Source organism: Streptococcus sp. CF7_Ac1-8, assembly GCF_024295435.1.
Lineage (GTDB): Bacteria > Bacillota > Bacilli > Lactobacillales > Streptococcaceae > Streptococcus > Streptococcus mitis_AP.
Map to the genome: position 1 here is coordinate 1 of NZ_JANCPI010000005.1, position 21,136 is coordinate 21,136.

A 21,136-nucleotide genomic window follows, 5' to 3' on the forward strand; every position below is an offset into this window, starting at 1 on the left:
ACAGGTAAGATTACAGAACCAGGAAAATCAACTGAAGAAGTTCCTGATGTAACAACACCAGGTAAAGTCACACCAGCAACACCAACTCCAAATGCAGTTACTCCGAATGCAGATCAGGTAGATACTAAGACTACTGTTGATAATGGAGCTAAGTCAAATGATTCTCAAAATGTATTGCCAAATACAGGAACAGAATCAAATGCGACTCTTGCATCTCTAGGACTTCTTGGTATGCTAGGTGGTCTCGGACTTGTAGCTCGCAAGAAAAAAGAAGACTAATAATTTAGTCAGATGAACATTCATTCTGTTGTATTTTATGATAAACTAGATTGGTTCTGGGAATCGTGTTAGTCATAAACTAAAAAGAATGATTAGATAAAGAAAGCGAACAATGCTAGGATTTTGTTAAACGGAATTCTAAGTATTGTTCGCTTTTTGTGGTATAATAATTACTATGCAGAAAAAACCAACGTCAGCCTATGTGCACATCCCATTTTGTACCCAGATTTGTTATTATTGTGACTTTTCAAAAGTTTTTATCAAGAATCAGCCAGTAGATAGTTATTTGGAACATCTGTTAGAAGAGTTTCAATCTTATGATATTCAAAAGTTAAGAACCCTCTATATTGGTGGTGGAACACCGACAGCTCTATCAGCTTCGCAACTAGAGGTGTTATTGAATGGCTTGACTAAAAACTTGGACTTGTCTGCCTTGGAAGAGTTGACCATTGAAGCCAATCCCGGCGACTTGGATGCGGATAAGATTGCGGTTTTGAAGAACTCGGCTGTCAATCGTGTTTCACTAGGTGTGCAGACCTTTGATGACAAGATGCTGAAAAAGATTGGGCGCAGTCATTTGGAGAAGGATATTTATGAAAATATCGACCGCCTGAAACTGGCTGGTTTTGATAATATCTCTATCGATTTGATTTATGCGCTGCCTGGTCAGACTATGGAGCAGGTCAAGGACAATGTGGCTAAGGCTATTGGGCTGGATATTCCTCATATGAGTTTGTATAGTTTGATTTTAGAAAATCATACGGTCTTTATGAACCGTATGCGACGAGGAAAATTGCCTCTGCCTAAGGAGGAATTGGAGGCTGAGATGTTTGAGTACATCATCGCGGAGCTGGAGAAATCTGGTTTTGAGCATTATGAGATTTCCAATTTCTCCAAGCCTGGTTTTGAAAGTCGGCACAATCTCATGTACTGGGATAATGCTGAGTACTATGGCATCGGTGCTGGGGCGTCTGGTTATGTAAATGGAGTACGCTATAAAAATCATGGTCCGATTCGTCATTATCTCACTGCGGTTGAGGAAGGCAATGCACGTATCACAGAAGAACACCTGAGTCAAAAGGAGCAAATGGAAGAGGAAATGTTCTTGGGCCTCCGCAAGAAATCAGGAGTCTCCATGGCGCGATTTGAGGAAAAATTTGGACGGTCCTTCGATGGACTTTATGGAGAAATTGTCAGAGACTTGGTTCAACAAGGTCTCATGCAAATAGAGGGTGACCGAGTTCGCATGACAAAAAGAGGTCTCTTTTTAGGAGACACCGTTGCAGAACGATTTATTTTGGAGTAGAATGATGGGCTTAACTTATCAAATGAAAATGAAAATTCCTTTTGATATGGCTGATATGAACGGTCATATCAAGCTTCCAGATGTGATTTTGTTGTCCCTGCAAGTTTCAGGGATGCAGTCGATTGAACTGGGTGTTAGTGATAAGGCCATTTTGGAAAACTATAATCTGGTCTGGATTATCACAGATTATGATATTGAGGTGGTTCGTTTGCCTCGTTTTGCGGAAGAAATCACTATTGAAACGGAAGCCCTGAGCTACAATCGACTCTTTTGCTACCGTCGCTTTACCATTTATGATGAAGCAGGTCAGGAACTCATCCACATGATAGCGACTTTTGTTCTGATGGACCGAGATAGTCGAAAAGTCCATGCTGTCGAACCTGAGATTGTGGCTCCTTACCAGTCTGATTTTGATAAAAAACTTATCCGCGGACCAAAGTATGAGTCCTTGAACGAGCCAATCAGCAAGGATTACCATGTCCGTTTTTACGACTTGGATATGAATGGTCATGTTAATAACAGTAAGTATCTGGACTGGATTTTTGAGGTCATGGGAGCGGACTTTTTGACCCAATATATTCCCAAGAGAATCAACCTCAAGTATGTCAAGGAAGTTCGACCAGGTGGGGTTATTACATCGGCTGTTGAACGGACTGGACTGGAAAGCAAGCATGAGATTACAAGCGACGGGGCTACCAATGCCCAAGCTATTATCACTTGGTAAGAAATAAAAAAGGATTAGGGAGAATAGATGAAATATAAAGGCTATTTAATTGATTTAGACGGAACTATTTATAAGGGGAAAGACCGAATTCCAGCAGGGGAGGCTTTTATCCATGAATTGCAAAAGCGAGATATCCCCTATCTCTTTGTAACCAACAATACAACCCGTACTCCAGAGAGTGTTCAGGAAATGTTGTCTCAGAATTTTAATATCGATACGCCCCTGTCGACTGTCTACACAGCGACTTTGGCGACTATCGACTATATGAACGACTTGGGGCTTGAAAAGACGGCATATGTTATTGGAGAAGCAGGGCTCAAGGAAGCCATCAAGGCGGCTGGTTATGTCGAAGACAAGGAAAATCCTGCCTATGTGGTAGTAGGCCTGGACTGGCAAGTTGATTATGAAAAATTTGCGACAGCAACTCTTGCCATTCAAAAGGGTGCTCACTTTATCGGAACCAACCCTGACCTCAACATCCCGACAGAGCGCGGTCTTTTGCCAGGTGCTGGTTCACTGATTACCCTGCTTGAAGTAGCAACACGAGTGAAGCCTGTTTATATAGGGAAGCCAAATGCCATCATTATGGACAAGGCAGTTGAGCACTTAGGTTTGGAACGTGAAGAATTAATCATGGTCGGAGATAACTACCTAACTGATATCCGGGCAGGGATTGACAATGGCATTCCAACGCTCTTGGTGACGACAGGTTTTACCACGGCAGAAGAAGTAGCAGACCTGCCAATCGCACCAACTCATGTGGTTTCTAGTCTTGCGGAGTGGAATTTTGATGAAAACTAAGCTGACCTTTTGGGGCTCTATGCTCTTTCTTCTTTCCCTCGCAATCCTTCTGACCATCTATCTGGCTTGGGTTTTCTATCCTATGGAGATCCAGTGGTTGAATTTAACGAATCGGGTCTATCTAAAACCAGAAACTATTCAATACAACTTTCAGATCTTGATGAATTACCTGACCAATCCTTTTAGTCAGGTCTTGCAGATGCCTGATTTTCGTTCGTCAGCAGCTGGTCTGCACCACTTTGCAGTGGTTAAGAACCTCTTTCACTTGGTTCAGCTAGTTGCTCTAGTGACACTGCCAAGTTTCTATTTCTTTGTCAAAGGGATTGTGAAAAAGGGCTTCTTGTCTCTATTTAGTAAAGGGCTTTTGGCTTTAGTGGTTTTGCCTTTGCTGATTGGGCTTGGGGGAGTATTGATTGGTTTTGACCAGTTCTTTACCCTTTTCCATCAAATTCTCTTTGTGGGAGATGATACCTGGCTTTTTGATCCAGCCAAGGATCCAGTGATTCTGATTTTACCAGAGACCTTCTTCCTACATGCCTTCCTCCTCTTTTTCGCCCTCTATGAGAGCTTCTTTGGTTTTCTATACCTGAAAAGTCGTAGGAAGTGAAAGAAAGATGTTTTTAATTTGTATATATAATTGTATATAATTTAAAATCATCGTTAAGAATGAATTAACTAAATCCAAAATCTATCAAACGTTCGCAAACAGTCTATTTTTATTGAAAAAATAGGCTTTTTTTCTAAAAATCTCTAGTCAAGCGCTTTATTTTTTTGTATAATAGAGGTAGCAAAGTATAGATAAAAAGAGAAAAGCATGATTACACTATTCCTATCACCGAGCTGTACTTCATGTCGTAAGGCAAAGGCCTGGCTAGAAAAACATAAGGTGCCCTTTGAGGAACACAATATTATGACCAGTCCCTTAACAAGAAAAGAATTGCAACACATCCTTTCCTTGACCGAAAATGGTACTGATGACATTATTTCAACTCGTTCAAAAATTTTCCAAAAATTAGATATTGATGTAGAAAGTATTTCTGTATCAGAATTGCTTCATTTGATTGAGCAGTATCCTAGTCTTTTGCGTCGTCCCATTATTATTGATGCCAAACGTATGCAAATCGGTTTTAATGAAGATGAGATTCGTGCTTTTCTCCCTCGTAGTTATCGTAAGCAAGAACTAAAAGAAGCAAGAATGAGAGCTGGTATTAGTTAATGAACAAACAGTATAGTTACCCACTAGATTTGTCGTGGAGCACTGAAGAACTTGCTTCAGTGCTTTCTTTTTTTAATGATGTTGAAGCTGCCTATGAGGGCAAGGTAGAGGCTAAAAAGTTACTGGACTCCTATAAGGGATTCAAAGCGGTCGTGCCAAGCAAGAGTGAAGAGAAACGTTTGGGACGAGAATTTGAAACAGTTAGTGGCTATTCGCTCTACCGAGCGGTTCAGGCTGCCAAGGAAAAAGGGGAAGGAAAGATTTCTCTTGGAAAGTAAATTTGAATTTGCTAAAGAGCTGGTCAAGAAGGCGGGCCAGTACATCCTTGACCATATGCAGGAAGATTTGTGTGTTGAGACGAAGACCTCTCCAACAGATTTGGTGACCAGACTGGACAAGGAAGTTCAGGAGCTCTTGGTTGGTGAGATTCTATCCCGTTATCCTGAGGATAAGATTTGTGCTGAAGAAGGTTGTCTGCGAGCCTCGGTTCAAGAGGGCAAGGTTTGGGTTATTGATCCCATTGATGGTACCAATAATTTTGTGGCTCAGCAGGAAGATTTTGCTGTCATGATGGCTTATTTTGAAAATGGCCAGGGACAGTTTGGTCTGATTTATGATGTGGTCAAAGGGGATTGTTATCACGGTGGTGGTAAGTTTCCGGTTTGCCGAAATGATCAGCCCCTAGCTCCCTTTAAAGTAAAACCCCTTGGAGATTTTCTTATTGCAGGGAATAGTGGTATGTTGGAAACCAATGAATGGGGCTTGGCTGATTTGAGTCGGGCTGTACTCGGTGTACGTGTCTATGGGAGTGCGGCCATTAGTTTTGCCAAGATTTTGTCAGGGCGTTTGTTGACCTATGTTACTTATCTGCAACCATGGGATTATGCTGCGGCTAGTATTTTAGGGGAAAGTCTGGGCTATCGGGTTGTGACCCTTTCTGGTCAAGCGCTTGATTTTCAAACCAGACAGCCGGTCATGATGCTACCTCTTGAGATGCAGGAGGAAATTCAGTCCTATATTTACGAAAGGAAAAGAACTTAAATGCAATTTCCAGAAGGATTTGTTGAAAAATATGAAGAGATACTAGGAGATGAGGCAAGAGATTTTCTTGCCTCTTTTGAGGAGGAAGCGGTTTCGGCCTTTCGGGTCAATCCTTTAAAAGAAGCGCCAGTTTCCTTTCCTGATGCCATTCCTCAAACATCTTGGGGCCACTATGGTAAGGTTTCAGGGAAATCGTCTGAACATGCTACTGGTTTGGTTTATTCGCAAGAACCTGCTGCCCAGATGGTTGCTCAGGTAGCCCAGCCCAGTCCTGGTATGAAAGTCTTGGATTTGGCTGCTGCACCGGGTGGAAAATCAACTCAGTTAGCAGCCTATCTAGCAGGGGAGGGTCTCCTTGTTTCCAATGAAATTTCAAGCAAACGGGCTAAGATTTTAGTAGAAAACATGGAGCGCTTTGGAGCGACAAATGTCGTGGTGACCAATGAATCTGCTGACCGCTTGGCCAAGGTTTTTAAGGGCTATTTTGACCTCATTGTCCTTGATGCTCCTTGCTCAGGGGAAGGGATGTTCCGTAAGCAACCAGATGCTATGGATTATTGGAGCTTAGATTATCCGAGTCAATGTGCTAGCTTGCAAAGAGAAATTCTGGAAGATGCAGTAAACATGCTAGCTGATGGTGGTCGTCTGGTTTATTCAACTTGTACCTGGGCCCCCGAGGAAAACGAAGAGATTGTCAATTGGCTACTGGAAGAGTATGATTTTGATTTGCTGCCAGTTGAACATATCAATGGAATGGTAGCTGGTATTGACCTGCCAGAAACAGCTCGGATGTACCCTCATCAGTTTAAGGGAGAGGGGCAGTTTGTAGCTCATTTACAATTTAGAGGTGACAATCCAGCTCCTAAATTTAAGGCAAGTAAGAGCAATCTCAGCCGAGAACAAGTTACTTTGTGGCAGGAATTTGCCCAAAAACACCTGAAAATCAATCTAAGGGGAATCTTGCAGACTTTTGGTGACCAACTCTATCTCCTGCCAGAATTTTTGCCAGATTTAGGGAAGCTCAAGATTGCTCGTAATGGACTGCATCTGGGTACCTTTAAGAAGAAACGCTTTGAGCCTAGTTTTGCTCTTGGTCTAGCCTTGAAACCGAGTCAGGTCAAGCAGTCGGTTGAAATTGACCAAGAAGAGTTTGTAAAGTATGTGGCTGGAGAAACTGTTCATCTGGCAGAAAGTCTGCCAAATGGTTGGTACCAAGTTTTGGTTCAAGGCAATGGTTTGGGCTTTGCTAAGGTGACTGGAAATGTTTTGAAAAATTATTTTCCAAAAGGCCTCAGATTCAAGTGAAAATGCTAGTCAAAGTAGCTTGTCTATGTTATAGTGGAAGTATGGATTTTTTCAAATTGTCTTTTATTTTAAGTCAAAATTTGTTGAGAAGACAACTGAGCAAATTTCTAGTAAAACTAAGCTAGCAACTTCGGTTGGTTCCCAATTTTAAAAAAGAAAAACATAAATAAATAGTTGAAAAAATTCACAGCATTCACCATTATTTTCAAGGAGAAAAAACAGTGAAAAAAAGGAAAAAACTCGCTCTATCCCTTGCGGCTCTTTTGCTAGCAGGTTCTTTGGCGGGATGTGCTAGCTGGATTGATCGTGGGGAATCCATGACAGCTGTTGGCTCAACGGCTCTTCAGCCCTTGGTCGAAGCAGCAGCAGATGAATTTGGCTCTATACACGTTGGAAAAACAGTCAACGTCCAAGGTGGAGGATCTGGTACAGGTCTGTCTCAGGTTCAGTCTGGAGCCGTTGATGTAGGAAATTCAGACGTATTTGCCGAGGAAAAAGACGGTATCAACGCATCCGCTCTAGTGGATCATAAGGTAGCCGTAGCGGGCTTGGCAGTGATTGTAAACAAGGAAGTTGACGTTGAAAATCTGACAACAGAACAACTCCGTAGCATCTTCACAGGTCAAGTAACCAACTGGAAAGAAGTCGGCGGGAAAGACCTAGCCATTTCTATTATTAACCGTGCAGCAAGTTCTGGTTCACGTGCAACCTTTGATAGTGTTATCATGGATGGTCAGTCTGCTGTGCAGAGTCAAGAACAGGATTCAAATGGGATGGTCAAAAACATTGTTTCCCAGACACCAGGAGCCATTTCTTACCTAGCCTTTGCCTATGTGGATGACTCGGTGAAACGCATGAAGTTGAATGGCTATGAGCCGATTGCAGAAAATGTTACAACCAATAACTGGCCTTTGTGGTCTTATGAACACATGTATACCCTAGGTCAACCAAATGAATTGGTGGCAGAATTTCTCAACTTTGTCCTCTCAGATGAAGCGCAAAGTGGAATCGTTAAGGGAATGGGCTATATTTCTGTCAAGGAAATGAAGGTTGAAAAAGATGCTGTAGGAACGGTGACAGCACTAGAAGGGAGTCACTAATGAATCAAGAAGAATTAGCTAAAAAATTACTCTCTCCCTCAAAGAACTCTCGTTTAGAGAAACTTGGAAAAGGCTTGACCTTTGCCTGTCTGTCTTTGATTGTCATCATCGTGGCTATGATTTTGATCTTCGTAGCCCAAAAAGGTTTGTCGACCTTCTTTGTCAATGGGGTTAACATCTTTGATTTCCTCTTTGGCCAAACTTGGAATCCTTCAGGTAAACAATTTGGTGCCCTTCCTATGATTTTGGGTTCCTTTATTGTCACAATCCTATCGGCCCTTATCGCAACTCCTTTTGCTATTGGTGCGGCAGTATTTATGACCGAAGTCTCACCAAAAGGTGCTAGAATCTTGCAACCAGCCATTGAATTGCTGGTCGGAATTCCTTCAGTCGTGTATGGATTTATCGGTTTACAGGTCGTAGTTCCTTTTGTCCGTAGTGTCTTTGGTGGAACTGGTTTTGGGATTTTATCAGGGATTTTTGTTCTCTTTGTCATGATCCTACCAACGGTAACCTTTATGACAACTGATAGCTTGCGTGCGGTGCCTCGTCACTACCGCGAAGCTAGTTTGGCTATGGGAGCCACTCGTTGGCAAACCATCTGGCGCGTGACCTTAAAGGCTGCGCGTTCAGGGATTTTTACAGCAGTGGTCTTTGGGATGGCGCGTGCCTTTGGTGAGGCCTTGGCCATTCAGATGGTGGTCGGAAACTCAGCCGTTGTCCCAACTTCATTGACAACACCTGCTGCGACCTTGACCTCTGTCTTGACCATGGGTATCGGAAATACAGTTATGGGAACCGTTGACAATAACGTTCTCTGGTCACTAGCCTTAGTCTTGCTCTTGATGAGTTTGGCCTTCAACAGTGTGATTAAATTGATTACGAAAGAAAGAGGAAAGAAAAACTATGCACGCTAAGAAATTAGATAAAATTGCAACAGCTGTCCTCTACTCAATTGCAGGAATTATCGTTGCCATCTTGGCATCCTTGATTCTTTATATCTTGGTTCGTGGTTTGCCCCACATCTCTTGGTCTTTCTTGACTGGCAAATCATCATCTTACCAAGCAGGTGGAGGGATTGGAATTCAGCTTTATAATTCCTTCTTCCTTTTGGTCATTACCTTGATTATCTCTGTGCCTTTGTCTATGGGAGCTGGGATTTTCCTAGCTGAATACGCCAAAAAAGGTCCTGTGACCAACTTTGTCAGAACCTGTATTGAAATCTTGTCTTCATTGCCATCAGTGGTTGTGGGTCTATTTGGTTACTTGATCTTTGTAGTTCAGTTTGAGTATGGATTTTCAATCATTTCAGGTGCCTTGGCCTTGACAGTCTTTAACCTGCCTCAGATGACTCGTAATGTTGAAGACAGTTTGAAACACGTTCACCACACGCAACGTGAAGCTGGCCTAGCTCTTGGGATTTCTCGTTGGGAGACTGTAGTCCATGTGGTCATTCCAGAAGCCCTTCCAGGGATTGTAACGGGGGTTGTCTTGGCTTCTGGTCGTATCTTTGGTGAGGCTGCTGCTTTGATTTACACAGCAGGACAATCCGCTCCAGCCCTTGACTGGTCTAACTGGAATATTCTCAGTGTGACCAGCCCAATCTCTATCTTCCGTCAAGCAGAAACCTTGGCTGTCCACATCTGGAAAGTCAATAGCGAAGGAACCATTCCAGATGGAACCATCGTATCAGCAGGTTCTGCGGCCGTGCTCCTCATCTTTATCCTCATCTTTAACTTTGGAGCCCGTAAACTCGGAAGCTACCTACATAAGAAATTAACTGCTGCCTAAAGGAGAAGCCATGTCAAAATATAATTGGGATGAAAAGCATATCATCACCTTTCCTGAAGAGAAAGTGGCCCTCTCTACTAAGGATTTACATGTTTACTACGGTAAAAAAGAATCCATCAAGGGCATCGATATGCAATTTGAAAAAAATAAAATTACAGCCTTAATTGGCCCATCTGGATCTGGGAAATCAACCTACCTCCGCAGTCTCAACCGTATGAATGATACCATTGATATTGCTAAGGTAACAGGTCAAATTCTCTACCAAGGGATTGATGTCAACCGTCCAGAAATCAACGTTTACGAGATGCGTAAACACATCGGAATGGTCTTCCAACGACCAAATCCTTTTGCCAAGTCTATCTATCGCAATATCACTTTTGCCCATGAACGTGCAGGGGTTAAGGACAAGCAAGTCTTGGATGAAATTGTGGAAACCTCTCTTCGTCAAGCTGCCCTTTGGGATCAGGTCAAAGACGATTTGCAAAAGTCAGCCTTGACCCTGTCAGGTGGTCAGCAGCAACGTCTCTGTATCGCTCGTGCCATCTCTGTCAAACCAGATATCCTTTTGATGGATGAACCAGCGTCAGCCTTGGATCCCATTGCGACAGCCCAGCTGGAAGAAACTATGTTGGAATTGAAGAAGGACTTTACCATCATCATCGTGACTCACAGTATGCAGCAGGCTGCGCGTGCTAGTGACTACACAGGATTTTTCTACTTGGGTGACTTGATCGAGTACGATAAGACCTCTAATATTTTCCAAAATGCTAAACTACAGTCAACCAATGACTACGTAACAGGACACTTTGGATAGAAAGGAAACAGTATGACAGAAGCGATTTTACAGGTGTCAGACCTGTCCGTTTACTACAATCAAAAGAAGGCCTTGAATAGTGTTTCCCTATCTTTCCAACCTAAGGAAATTACAGCCTTGATCGGTCCATCTGGATCAGGGAAGTCAACCCTCCTCAAGGCTATCAACCGCATGGGGGATCTCAATCCAGAGGTAACCACAACCGGTTCGGTGGTTTATAATGGCCACAACATCTACAGTCCTCGTACAGATACAGTTGAATTGCGTAAAGAAATCGGTATGGTTTTCCAACAGCCCAACCCCTTCCCTATGTCTATCTACGAAAATGTTGTTTACGGGCTTCGTATCAATGGAGTTAAGGACAAACAGGTTCTGGACGAGGCGGTAGAAAAAGCCTTGCAACGGGCTTCTATCTGGGATGAGGTCAAGGATCGCCTGCATGATTCAGCTATCGGACTTTCAGGTGGTCAACAGCAACGTGTTTGCGTTGCTCGTGTTTTGGCAACTAGTCCTAAAATCATTCTCTTGGATGAACCGACTTCAGCCTTGGACCCTATCTCAGCTGGTAAGATTGAAGAAACCTTGTATGGCTTAAAAGATAAATACACTATGCTCTTGGTTACGCGTTCTATGCAACAAGCCTCTCGTATTTCTGACAAGACAGGATTTTTCCTAGATGGAGATTTGATTGAGTTTAACGATACTAAGAAGATGTTCCTCAACCCACAACACAAGGAAACAGAAGACTATATTTCAGGAAAATTTGGATAAGGAGATAAATGATGTTACGTTCTCAATTTGAAGAAGATTTGGAGAAATTGCACAACCAGTTCTATGCCATGGGACAGGAAGTGCTATCCCAAATCAATCGTACAGTGCGTGCCTTTGTTACGCATGACCGTGATTTGGCCAAGGAAGTCATCGAAGACGATGCAGAAGTAAACGAATACGAAGTGAAATTGGAGAAGAAATCATTTGAAATGATTGCCCTTCAACAACCAGTTTCTCAAGACTTGCGTACCGTTTTAACAGTCTTAAAAGCAGTATCTGACTTGGAACGTATGGGTGACCATGCTGTTTCCATCGCAAAAGCAGCCATTCGTATGAAGGGGGAACAACGTATCCCAGCTGTTGAAGAAGAAATCAAGAGAATGGGTCGCGATGTCAAGAACTTCGTCGAAGCAGCCCTTGAGCTCTATCTGAATGGTTCAGTAGATCAGGCCTATGAAGTAGCAGCCATGGACGAAAAAATCAACCATTACTTTGATAGCATTCGTGACTTGGCTACAGAAGAAATCAAGAAAAATCCAGATGCTATCGTTACAGGCCGTGATTATTTCCAAGTGATTGCTTTCTTGGAACGCATTGGAGACTATGCCAAAAATATCTGTGAATGGGTTGTTTACTTTGAAACAGGTAAGATTGTCGAATTATAAAATAGATTTATTCTGTATAAAAAGGAGCTTGAAATCAACTGATAGCTCCTTTTATTGAATGAAAAAAATATTTTTAAGATAAAAATTCAAAAAATACTTGACAAGTATCTTGGATAGCGTTATAATTATACAAAATTAACAGAGAGGTTGTTTATTTATGAAATCAAAAAAATGGATATTTGTTTTATGTAGCTTTCTTGCAAGTTTCTTCTTAGTGGCTTGCCAGTCGGGTTCTAATGGTTCTCAGTCAGCTGTTGAGGCCATTAAGCAAAAGGGGAAATTAGTTGTGGCGACTAGTCCTGACTATGCACCTTTTGAATTCCAATCCTTAGTTGACGGAAAAAACCAGGTAGTCGGTGCGGACATTGACATGGCCCAGGCTATCGCTGATGAACTTGGGGTGAAGTTGGAAATTTCAAGCATGAGTTTTGACAATGTCTTGACTAGTCTTCAAACTGGTAAGGCTGACCTAGCAGTTGCAGGAATTAGCGCTACTGACGAGAGAAAAGAAGTCTTTGATTTTTCAATCCCTTACTATGAAAACAAGATTAGTTTCTTGGTTCGTAAGTCTGATGTAGAAAAATACAAGGATTTAACTAGCCTTGAAAGTGCTAATATTGCAGCCCAAAAAGGGACTGTTCCAGAATCAATGGTCAAGGAACAATTGCCAAAAGCGCAATTGACTTCCCTAACTAATATGGGTGAAGCTGTCAATGAATTGCAGGCTGGAAAAGTAGATGCTGTTCACATGGATGAGCCTGTTGCGCTTAGCTATGCTGCTAAAAATGCGGACCTAGCTGTTGCAACTGTCAGCTTGAAGATGAAGGACGGTGAAGCTAATGCCGTTGCCCTTAGAAAAAATAGTGCTGATTTGAAAGAAGTGGTGGACAAGGTCATCCAAAAACTCAAGGATGAAGGAACTTACCAAAGCTATCTTGAAAAGGCAGCAAGTCTAACTGAAGTTGAAGAATAAGAAAAAAGCAGAGTTGGAAGGTTATTCCAATTCTGCTTTTAAATAGTTTAAAACCTTTTCCAGATTTTCTAGGGATACCTTGGCAAATTGATAAGGACAGGTATCCAAGTAAGCCTCCTCAAAGAAGTCCAATTTCAGCTGACTGTGTTTGAGGCTGGCGATTTTAGGATACTGTCTCAGGTCTAGCAATAAACCATCGTGAAGGGGATAATGAGGAAGGGGATAAGGCGTTTTCGTTAAGCTTTTCTCGAGTTGTTTTTGGTAGTCTTCCTGATTGGACAAGCGAGCTAGACGATTTTTCTCAAATAATTGACTGTCAATATAGAGTGACAGGGCCTTTTGCATGATGAGGTTGCTGTCGTAGTCTAGTATATTTTTGTAGGCAACAAAGGCTCTCTTGATAGCATTTGGAAGAATGAGCGACGTAATCCGCAGGGCTGGAAAGAGGCTAGTTGAGAAGGACTTGATATAAATAACGCGCTCTTCTGTATCCAGATAGTGGAAGGTCTGGCCCTTTTTAGAGTCCAAATCCCCCAGATAGTCGTCCTCTACGATATAGACTCCATACTTGGCAGCTAAGTCAAGAATAGCCCGTTTGTCCTGTTCAGAATAGGAATGCCCCAGAGGATAGTGAAAACGAGGAATAGTGTAGAAAAACTTGATCTTTCCCGTTTGGAAATGCCGTTCAAGTTCCTCCAAGTCAATTCCATCAATGCCTCGTTCAATCGTTTGATAGTCCAGACCTTGAGCAATCAAGAGGCGATTCATCCGATGGTAGGTAGGCTGTTCGACTAAGATTTCCTTTGCTTGGCTTGGAAAGGAAATTTGAGAGAGGATAAAAAGGGCTTGTTGGGTCCCAGAAGTCAGTACTAGTTGGTCAGCCTTGCAGTAGAGAGCTTGCTCAAAGAGTAATTTGTGAATGGACTGTCTTAGGTCTTCTAATCCTTCCTGGTTGTCATAGTAGTTAAAAAGGTAGTTTTCCCGGCCAATCAAGGTTTCATTGACGCAGAGTCGGAAATCGTCATAGGCGCTGGCATGTTCATCTGTAACCTCGATTTCTAGGTCTTGGTGTTGCCCTTGTTCTAATACATAGTAGCCACTCTGAGGTTTGGCATAGAGGTATTGTTCGTGCCGTAATTCCAGCAGGGCTCGTTGAATGGTGTCCTTGCTACAGTGAAAGTCAAGGCTCAGTTGACGGATAGAAGGCAGGCGGCTACCCGTAGGAAATCGTCCAGACTCGATACCATTTTTCAGATAGGCAACGACCTCTTGGTACTTGCTTTGTTTCTTCATTCCAGACCTCCCTTGATTTTGTTACATTGTACCCTTTTTTTTCCTTCTTGGCAATGTTTAGAGTGTTTCTCTCGTGCACATCTAGAGGCAAATGTGGTATACTTAGGAGTAACATTTATAGAATAACAGACAAGAAAGTGAATGGATAAGAACGTGCAGGAACCAGTGAAATTATTTCAATACAATACCCTTGGAGCCTTGATGGCTGGCCTTTATGGTGGGACCATGACAGTAGGAGAATTGCTAGAGCATGGTGACCTTGGTTTGGGAACCTTGGATTCCATTGATGGAGAATTGATTGTCTTGGATGGCAAGGCTTATCAGGCCAAAGGATCAGGCGACCAGCCAGATATTGTGGAGGTGTCACCAGATGCTCTTATTCCTTATGCAGCGGTAGTACCGCATCAGGCAGAGGTTATTTTCCGCCAGCGGTTTGAGATGACAGATAAGGAATTGGAAGAACGGATTGAGTCTTATTATGATGGGGAAAATCTTTTCCGCTCTATCAAGATTCGTGGGGAATTTTCACATATGCATGTGCGCATGATTCCCAAGTCGACACCAGAGACCAAGTTTGCTGATGTTGCAACCCATCAGCCTGAATATCGTCGTGACAATGTCGCAGGAACCATCGTTGGTTTCTGGACGCCAGAGATTTTCCATGGAGTTAGTGTGGCAGGCTACCATCTGCACTTCATATCAGATGACTTGACCTTCGGTGGGCATGTCATGGACTTTGTCATCAAGGAAGGCATTATCGAGGTGGGAGCAGTTGACCAGTTGGATCAACGTTTCCCAGTCCAAGACCGTCAATACTTGTTTGCTAAGTTCAATGTTGACGAGATGAAAAAAGATATTGAAAAGGCAGAATAGGAGAAGAAAATGACCATTCATATCATTATTACCATGGTGCTGTTGCTGGCTTTTTTGATAGGGAGCATTTGGTATGCCAAAAAGAAATACCAGATTAATTTAGCTGTCTTGGGCTTGGGGGCTGTTGCCTTCTTTCTCTCTTCACAGATTCTAGAAAAATTGATTCATATCATAGTTCTTCATCCTCAAAAAGATGGAAGTATTGCTCTTTTACAAGACCATCCCCTGGTTTATATTGTCTATGGCCTAGCTATGGCGGCTTTCTTTGAGGAAACAGCTCGTCTTATCTTCTTTAAATGGTTGAAGAAAAAAAGAAACTTGGAAAAATCAGATGCCCTTGCTTATGGATTGGGGCATGGTGGTTTGGAATTGATTTTCTTAGGTGTTACTAGCCTCATCAATCTCTACATTGTTCTTTCGGCAGTTCAGACTCAGAATCCACAGGTCCTGAAATTGCTGTCTGAAAATATGTTGAAAACTATCCAGTCGCTATCTGTCTGGCAAATTTATTTGCTTGCTTTTGAACGGATTTTAGCACTTGGATTCCAAATGCTTTTAACTGTTTGGGTTTATCAAGGTGTTCGTCATAAAAACTGGGTATATCTATTAGCAGCCTATGGCCTTCATGCCTTCTTTGATCTTGTTCCATCTCTAGCTCAAGTAGGATGGATTACAAGTCCAGTCTTGGTTGAAGTCATTCTACTAGTTGAACTGTTCCTAGTTGCCTATGGAACTAAGGCAATCTTTTGCAAAAAATCATAAGAAAAGGGGGAAGCCTCTTTTTTTGTTTAAAATAAGCCCAAGATTTTTTTAGGGTCGTCAAATGGTCTTAAAAATGGTATAATGGAATGAATTTTGTAAAAGGAAGAGTGTCATGTCAGTAAAAGAAAAAATGCTTGAAATCTTAGAAGGGATTGATATCCGTTTTAAAGAACCCTTGCATAGCTATAGTTATACAAAAGTAGGTGGAGAGGCCGATTATTTGGTCTTCCCACGAAATCGTTTTGAGTTGGCTCGCGTTGTTAAATTTGCCAATCAAGAAAATATCCCTTGGATGGTACTTGGAAATGCCAGCAATATTATCGTCCGTGATGGTGGAATTCGTGGATTTGTCATCTTGTGTGACAAGCTCAATAATGTTTCCGTTGATGGCTATACCATTGAAGCAGAAGCTGGTGCTAACTTGATTGAAACAACTCGAATTGCCCTTCGTCATAGTTTGACTGGCTTTGAGTTTGCTTGTGGCATTCCAGGAAGTGTTGGTGGTGCTGTCTTTATGAATGCGGGTGCCTATGGTGGCGAGATTTCCCACATCTTGCAGTCTTGTAAGGTCTTGACCAAGGATGGAGAAATTGAGACCCTGTCTGTCAAGGATTTGGCTTTTGGTTACCGCCATTCAGCTATTCAAGAGTCTGGTGCAGTTGTTCTGTCAGCTAAATTTGCTCTAGCTCCAGGAACTCATCAGGTTATCAAGCAAGAAATGGATCGCTTGACGCATCTACGTGAACTCAAGCAACCTTTAGAATATCCATCTTGTGGTTCGGTCTTTAAGCGTCCAGTCGGTCATTTTGCAGGTCAATTAATTTCAGAAGCTGGCTTGAAAGGCTATCGTATCGGTGGCGTAGAAGTGTCAGAAAAACACGCTGGATTTATGATCAATGTTGCTGACGGAACGGCCAAAGACTACGAAGACTTGATTGAGTCTGTGATTGAAAAAGTCAAGGAACACTCTGGCGTTACTCTTGAGAGAGAGGTCCGTATTTTAGGTGAAAGCAAGTAGGAAGCTGTATTTGAAAAGCTGCTGCTATGTCATGGAAAGGGGGTGAAGGCCTATCGTTAGTGCAGAAGAATGTAGGCAGTTCAATCTCCTACACGAGGTAGTAGCGGCCTGACAGAGCCCTGATCTGTTAATCTATGAAAAAGAAGGAATAAACGACAATTGAAAAAACCAATTATTGAATTCAAAAACGTCTCTAAAGTTTTTGAAGACAGCAACACCAAGGTTCTCAAAGATATCAACTTTGAGTTGGAAGAAGGGAAGTTCTATACTCTTCTAGGCGCGTCTGGTTCAGGGAAATCAACTATCCTTAACATCATTGCAGGTTTGCTGGATGCGACGACAGGAGATATTTTACTGGACGGTGTCCGAATCAATGACATCCCAACCAACAAGCGAGACGTCCATACCGTCTTCCAATCCTATGCCTTGTTTCCACATATGAATGTGTTTGAAAATGTTGCCTTTCCACTACGCTTGCGTAAGATTGACAAGAAGGAAATCGAGCAACGCGTTGCGGAAGTTCTCAAGATGGTTCAGTTGGAAGGTTACGAAAAACGTTCCATCCGTAAACTCTCTGGAGGACAACGTCAGCGTGTGGCTATTGCCCGTGCCATCATCAACCAACCCCGTGTGGTCTTGTTGGACGAGCCTTTATCAGCGCTGGACTTAAAATTAAGAACAGACATGCAGTACGAACTGCGTGAACTGCAACAACGATTGGGCATTACCTTTGTTTTTGTTACTCATGATCAGGAAGAAGCCCTGGCCATGAGTGACTGGATTTTTGTTATGAATGATGGCGAGATTGTCCAGTCTGGAACACCTGTGGACATCTACGATGAGCCAATCAACCACTTTGTTGCTACCTTTATCGGCGAGTCAAACATCTTGCCAGGTACCATGATTGAGGACTACTTGGTTGAGTTTAACGGCAAACGCTTTGAAGCGGTCGATGGAGGGATGAAGCCAAATGAACCTGTTGAGGTTGTCATTCGTCCAGAGGACTTGCGCATTACCCTTCCTGAAGAAGGCAAGCTCCAAGTCAAGGTGGATACTCAACTCTTCCGTGGGGTTCACTATGAAATTATCGCCTATGACGAACTTGGGAATGAATGGATGATCCACTCGACTCGTAAGGCTATCGTGGGTGAGGAAATCGGTCTGGACTTTGAGCCAGAAGACATCCATATCATGCGTCTCAACGAAACTGAAGAAGAGTTCGATGCTCGTATCGAAGAATACGTGGAAATCGAAGAGCAAGAAGCAGGTCTGATCAATGCAATCGAGGAGGAAAGAGATGAAGAAAACAAGCTCTAAACTCTTTGTAGTGCCCTACATGCTTTGGATTGCCCTCTTTGTCCTTGCACCCTTGGTCTTGATTTTCGGACAATCCTTTTTCAACATTGAAGGCCAGTTTAGTTTAGAAAACTATAAATCTTACTTTGCGTCACAAAACTTAACCTATCTCAAAATGAGTTTCAACTCAGTGCTTTATGCAGGGATTGTGACCTTAGTTACCTTGTTCATCAGCTATCCGACGGCCCTCTTCTTAACCCGTCTTAAGCACCGTCAACTCTGGCTCATGCTGATTATCCTGCCAACTTGGATCAATTTGCTCCTCAAAGCCTATGCCTTTATCGGTATCTTTGGTCAGAATGGCTCTATTAACCAATTCTTGGAATTTATCGGAATCGGTTCGCAACAGTTGCTCTTTACCGATTTCTCCTTTATCTTTGTCGCAAGCTACATCGAGCTTCCTTTTATGATTTTGCCGATTTTCAATGTCTTGGACGATATGGATAACAATCTCATCAATGCCAGCTATGACCTCGGTGCGACCAAGTGGGAGACCTTCCGTCATGTCATCTTCCCTCTATCGATGAACGGCGTGCGAAGTGGAGTTCAGTCGGTCTTTATTCCTAGCTTGAGTCTCTTCATGCTGACCCGTTTGATTGGTGGAAACCGCGTTATCACGCTGGGAACTGCTATTGAACAGAATTTCCTGACAAATGATAACTACGGTATGGGTTCAACCATCGGTGTGATTCTCATCCTGACCATGTTCATCACCATGTGGGTGACTAAGGAAAGGAGAGAACGATGAAAAAATTTGCCAATCTATATCTGGGACTGGTCTTTCTTGTCCTCTACCTGCCAATATTTTACTTGATTGGCTATGCCTTTAATGCAGGCAACGACATGAATAGCTTTACAGGCTTTAGTTTGAGTCATTTTAAAACCATGTTTGGCGATGGTCGCCTTATGTTAATTGTGACTCAGACCTTTTTCTTGGCCTTCCTGTCAGCCTTGATTGCGACCATTATCGGGACTTTTGGTGCCATTTATATTTACCAATCTCGTAAGAAATACCAAGAAGCCTTTCTTTCACTCAATAATATCCTCATGGTTGCGCCTGATGTTATGATTGGTGCCAGCTTCTTGATTCTCTTTACCCAACTCAAGTTTTCACTTGGCTTTTTGACCGTTCTATCTAGTCATGTGGCCTTCTCGATTCCTATCGTGGTCTTGATGGTCTTGCCTCGACTCAAGGAAATGAACGGTGACATGATTCATGCGGCCTATGACCTTGGTGCCAGTCAATTTCAGATGTTCAAGGAAATCATGCTTCCTTACCTGACTCCGTCTATCATTGCAGGTTACTTCATGGCCTTCACCTATTCGCTAGATGACTTTGCCGTGACCTTCTTTGTAACGGGAAATGGCTTTTCAACCCTGTCAGTCGAGATTTATTCTCGTGCTCGCAAAGGGATTTCGCTAGAAATCAATGCCCTGTCTGCCCTCGTCTTTCTCTTTAGTATTATCCTAGTTGTTGGATATTACTTTATCTCACGTGAGAAGGAGGAGCAAGCATGAAAAAACTCTATTCATTTTTAGCAGGAATTGTAGCCATTATTCTGGTCTTGTGGGGAATTGCGACTCATCTAGACAGTAAAATCAATAGCCGAGATAGTCAAAAATTGGTTATCTATAACTGGGGAGACTATATTGATCCTGAACTCTTGACTCAGTTTACAGAAGAGACAGGAATCCAAGTCCAGTATGAGACCTTTGACTCCAACGAAGCCATGTATACCAAGATCAAGCAGGGTGGAACGACCTACGATATTGCCATCCCAAGTGAATACATGATCAACAAGATGAAGGACGAAGACCTCTTAGTACCGCTTGACTATTCAAAACTTGAAGGTCTTGAAAATATCGGACCAGAGTTCCTCAACCAGTCCTTTGACCCAGGCAATAAATTCTCCATTCCTTACTTCTGGGGAACACTGGGAATTGTCTACAATGAAACCATGGTCGATCAAGCGCCTGAGCATTGGGATGACCTCTGGAAGCCAGAGTATAAGAACTCCATCATGCTCTTTGATGGGGCGCGTGAGGTGCTGGGGTTAGGTCTCAACTCTCTGGGTTATAGCCTCAACTCAAAGGATACCCAGCAGTTGGAAGAGACAGTAGACAAACTCTACAAATTGACTCCAAATATCAAGGCTATCGTTGCAGACGAGATGAAGGGATACATGATTCAGAACAACGCTGCTATCGGCGTGACCTTCTCTGGTGAAGCTAGCCAAATGCTAGAAAAAAATGAAAATCTACGCTATGTGGTACCAACTGAGGCCAGCAACCTTTGGTTTGACAATATGGTTATACCAAAAACAGTCAAAAACCAAGGCGCAGCCTATGCCTTTATCAACTTTATGTTGAAACCTGAAAATGCTCTCAAAAATGCGGAGTATGTCGGCTATTCAACACCAAACCTACCAGCTAAGGAATTGCTACCAGAGGAGAAAAAAGAAGACAAGGCCTTCTATCCAGATGCTGAAACCATGAAACACCTAGAAGTTTATGAGAAATTTGACCATAAATGGACAGGTAAATACAGCGACCTCTTCCTACAATTTAAAATGTATCGGAAGTAGGAGTTAGCAGTCACGAAACGAATCAGTCAAGCTGGTTCGTTTTTTAAAAAATAGAAGGCAATTTTTTAACTGTATATTTTTCTATTCTGGTTGCTTATTTTTTAGCCCAGTAGTATACTAAGTTTAACCTTACAGAAAGCGGTAACAAACAATGGAAATGTCTACTTTTTTCAAAAAAAGTTTCTGGCCAACCTTTTTGACTGTTCAGCAAACATATATACTATTTTATCTAAAGGATGGTTTGGATCGACAATACCTAACAACTGATTCCATACATTTGGTGATAGGGTTCTTTATATTTGCAAATATTTTCGTAGCTATCTTTAACAATTCAAAACTTTGGAATAAAAGTTGGGATAAAAAGAGTGATAGTAGTAAGAAAAAATATGTTCTGAAAAAGTAATCTGAGATGTAGGAAATGGGTTATTAAATGGGTATCATTTCCAGTTGACGCAAGCTTAAA

25 protein-coding genes are annotated in these 21,136 nt (G+C 42.4%); 24 read left to right on the forward strand and 1 reads right to left on the reverse strand.

The genetic code is table 11. The features are described from left to right. From NMM26_RS03370 to NMM26_RS03445, 16 genes are all read left to right on the forward strand, one after another. On the forward strand, nt 1-279 hold a 279-nt coding region (locus NMM26_RS03370; protein WP_254753739.1), incomplete at its 5' end, for an LPXTG cell wall anchor domain-containing protein. A 175-nt stretch (nt 280-454) separates the two neighbouring features. Further along, complete coding sequence (hemW, locus tag NMM26_RS03375) at nt 455-1,585, forward strand: radical SAM family heme chaperone HemW (RefSeq protein WP_247947374.1); 1,131 nt, start codon at nt 455-457, stop codon at nt 1,583-1,585. Nucleotides 1,586-1,589: 4 nt separating this feature from the next. After that, the gene (locus NMM26_RS03380; protein ID WP_254753742.1) at nt 1,590-2,309 is read left to right on the forward strand and encodes an acyl-[acyl-carrier-protein] thioesterase; all 720 of its coding nucleotides are present in this window, start codon (nt 1,590-1,592) and stop codon (nt 2,307-2,309) included. Nucleotides 2,310-2,336: 27 nt separating this feature from the next. Beyond that, nucleotides 2,337-3,110, forward strand: coding sequence for a TIGR01457 family HAD-type hydrolase (locus NMM26_RS03385; RefSeq protein WP_254753738.1), 774 nt, complete (start codon nt 2,337-2,339; stop codon nt 3,108-3,110). Continuing rightward, complete coding sequence (locus NMM26_RS03390) at nt 3,100-3,717, forward strand: TIGR01906 family membrane protein (RefSeq protein WP_254753737.1); 618 nt, start codon at nt 3,100-3,102, stop codon at nt 3,715-3,717. The genes NMM26_RS03385 and NMM26_RS03390 overlap by 11 nt, the downstream gene beginning before the upstream one ends. A gap of 207 nt (nt 3,718-3,924) precedes the next feature. Next, the gene (locus NMM26_RS03395) at nt 3,925-4,326 is read left to right on the forward strand and encodes a Spx/MgsR family RNA polymerase-binding regulatory protein (RefSeq protein WP_000631254.1); all 402 of its coding nucleotides are present in this window, start codon (nt 3,925-3,927) and stop codon (nt 4,324-4,326) included. Continuing rightward, nucleotides 4,326-4,604, forward strand: coding sequence for a UPF0223 family protein (locus NMM26_RS03400; protein ID WP_001041974.1), 279 nt, complete (start codon nt 4,326-4,328; stop codon nt 4,602-4,604). Before NMM26_RS03395 ends, NMM26_RS03400 begins: the two co-directional genes overlap by 1 nt. Then, nucleotides 4,594-5,367: an inositol monophosphatase family protein gene (locus NMM26_RS03405; RefSeq protein WP_254753736.1), complete on the forward strand. Its 774-nt coding sequence runs from the start codon at nt 4,594-4,596 to the stop codon at nt 5,365-5,367. The genes NMM26_RS03400 and NMM26_RS03405 overlap by 11 nt, the downstream gene beginning before the upstream one ends. Further along, complete coding sequence (locus NMM26_RS03410; protein WP_254753735.1) at nt 5,368-6,672, forward strand: RsmF rRNA methyltransferase first C-terminal domain-containing protein; 1,305 nt, start codon at nt 5,368-5,370, stop codon at nt 6,670-6,672. 221 nt (nt 6,673-6,893) lie between these two features. Continuing rightward, complete coding sequence (locus tag NMM26_RS03415) at nt 6,894-7,772, forward strand: phosphate ABC transporter substrate-binding protein PstS family protein (protein ID WP_049502183.1); 879 nt, start codon at nt 6,894-6,896, stop codon at nt 7,770-7,772. Then, a complete protein-coding gene (pstC, locus tag NMM26_RS03420) occupies nt 7,772-8,689 on the forward strand; it encodes a phosphate ABC transporter permease subunit PstC (protein WP_001070903.1) in 918 nt (305 codons plus the stop codon). Before NMM26_RS03415 ends, pstC begins: the two co-directional genes overlap by 1 nt. Beyond that, on the forward strand, nt 8,679-9,563 hold the full coding sequence (gene pstA / locus NMM26_RS03425) for a phosphate ABC transporter permease PstA (RefSeq protein WP_000543046.1): 885 nt from the start codon (nt 8,679-8,681) through the stop codon (nt 9,561-9,563). Before pstC ends, pstA begins: the two co-directional genes overlap by 11 nt. Nucleotides 9,564-9,573: 10 nt before the next feature. Beyond that, nucleotides 9,574-10,377 (forward strand): phosphate ABC transporter ATP-binding protein PstB, encoded by an 804-nt coding sequence (pstB, locus tag NMM26_RS03430; protein ID WP_049502182.1) that lies wholly within the window; start codon nt 9,574-9,576, stop codon nt 10,375-10,377. A 12-nt stretch (nt 10,378-10,389) separates the two neighbouring features. Continuing rightward, nucleotides 10,390-11,148: a phosphate ABC transporter ATP-binding protein PstB gene (gene pstB, locus NMM26_RS03435; protein WP_000133484.1), complete on the forward strand. Its 759-nt coding sequence runs from the start codon at nt 10,390-10,392 to the stop codon at nt 11,146-11,148. Nucleotides 11,149-11,159: 11 nt separating this feature from the next. Next, the gene (gene phoU / locus NMM26_RS03440) at nt 11,160-11,813 is read left to right on the forward strand and encodes a phosphate signaling complex protein PhoU (RefSeq protein WP_000946458.1); all 654 of its coding nucleotides are present in this window, start codon (nt 11,160-11,162) and stop codon (nt 11,811-11,813) included. A 157-nt stretch (nt 11,814-11,970) separates the two neighbouring features. After that, nucleotides 11,971-12,786 carry an ABC transporter substrate-binding protein gene (locus tag NMM26_RS03445; RefSeq protein WP_000837377.1) on the forward strand — a complete coding sequence of 272 codons (816 nt, stop codon included), beginning with the start codon at nt 11,971-11,973 and terminating at the stop codon, nt 12,784-12,786. 21 nt (nt 12,787-12,807) lie between these two features. On the opposite strand, the gene NMM26_RS03450 is transcribed toward NMM26_RS03445, so the two are convergent. Next, nucleotides 12,808-14,079 (reverse strand): PLP-dependent aminotransferase family protein, encoded by a 1,272-nt coding sequence (locus NMM26_RS03450; protein ID WP_000744841.1) that lies wholly within the window; start codon nt 14,077-14,079, stop codon nt 12,808-12,810. Between the two features lie 141 nt (nt 14,080-14,220). Here NMM26_RS03450 and budA point away from each other — a divergent pair, with 141 nt between their 5' ends. The 8 genes from budA (at nt 14,221) to NMM26_RS03490 (ending at nt 21,076) form a co-directional block, all read left to right on the forward strand. Continuing rightward, nucleotides 14,221-14,952, forward strand: coding sequence for an acetolactate decarboxylase (gene budA, locus NMM26_RS03455; RefSeq protein ID WP_000360293.1), 732 nt, complete (start codon nt 14,221-14,223; stop codon nt 14,950-14,952). 9 nt (nt 14,953-14,961) lie between these two features. Beyond that, a complete protein-coding gene (locus NMM26_RS03460) occupies nt 14,962-15,714 on the forward strand; it encodes a YhfC family intramembrane metalloprotease (protein ID WP_049502181.1) in 753 nt (250 codons plus the stop codon). A 112-nt stretch (nt 15,715-15,826) separates the two neighbouring features. Next, nucleotides 15,827-16,732 (forward strand): UDP-N-acetylmuramate dehydrogenase, encoded by a 906-nt coding sequence (murB, locus tag NMM26_RS03465; protein ID WP_000111589.1) that lies wholly within the window; start codon nt 15,827-15,829, stop codon nt 16,730-16,732. A 159-nt stretch (nt 16,733-16,891) separates the two neighbouring features. Further along, entirely contained in the window at nt 16,892-18,049 is a 1,158-nt protein-coding gene (locus NMM26_RS03470; RefSeq protein ID WP_000742900.1) for an ABC transporter ATP-binding protein, read from the forward strand. Continuing rightward, entirely contained in the window at nt 18,030-18,836 is an 807-nt protein-coding gene (locus tag NMM26_RS03475; protein WP_049502180.1) for an ABC transporter permease, read from the forward strand. Before NMM26_RS03470 ends, NMM26_RS03475 begins: the two co-directional genes overlap by 20 nt. Beyond that, nucleotides 18,833-19,606: an ABC transporter permease gene (locus NMM26_RS03480; RefSeq protein ID WP_000712740.1), complete on the forward strand. Its 774-nt coding sequence runs from the start codon at nt 18,833-18,835 to the stop codon at nt 19,604-19,606. The genes NMM26_RS03475 and NMM26_RS03480 overlap by 4 nt, the downstream gene beginning before the upstream one ends. Then, on the forward strand, nt 19,603-20,673 hold the full coding sequence (locus tag NMM26_RS03485; RefSeq protein WP_049502179.1) for an ABC transporter substrate-binding protein: 1,071 nt from the start codon (nt 19,603-19,605) through the stop codon (nt 20,671-20,673). The genes NMM26_RS03480 and NMM26_RS03485 overlap by 4 nt, the downstream gene beginning before the upstream one ends. A gap of 151 nt (nt 20,674-20,824) precedes the next feature. Further along, entirely contained in the window at nt 20,825-21,076 is a 252-nt protein-coding gene (locus NMM26_RS03490) for a hypothetical protein (RefSeq protein WP_000426062.1), read from the forward strand. The last annotated feature ends 60 nt before the right edge of the window (nt 21,077-21,136 follow it).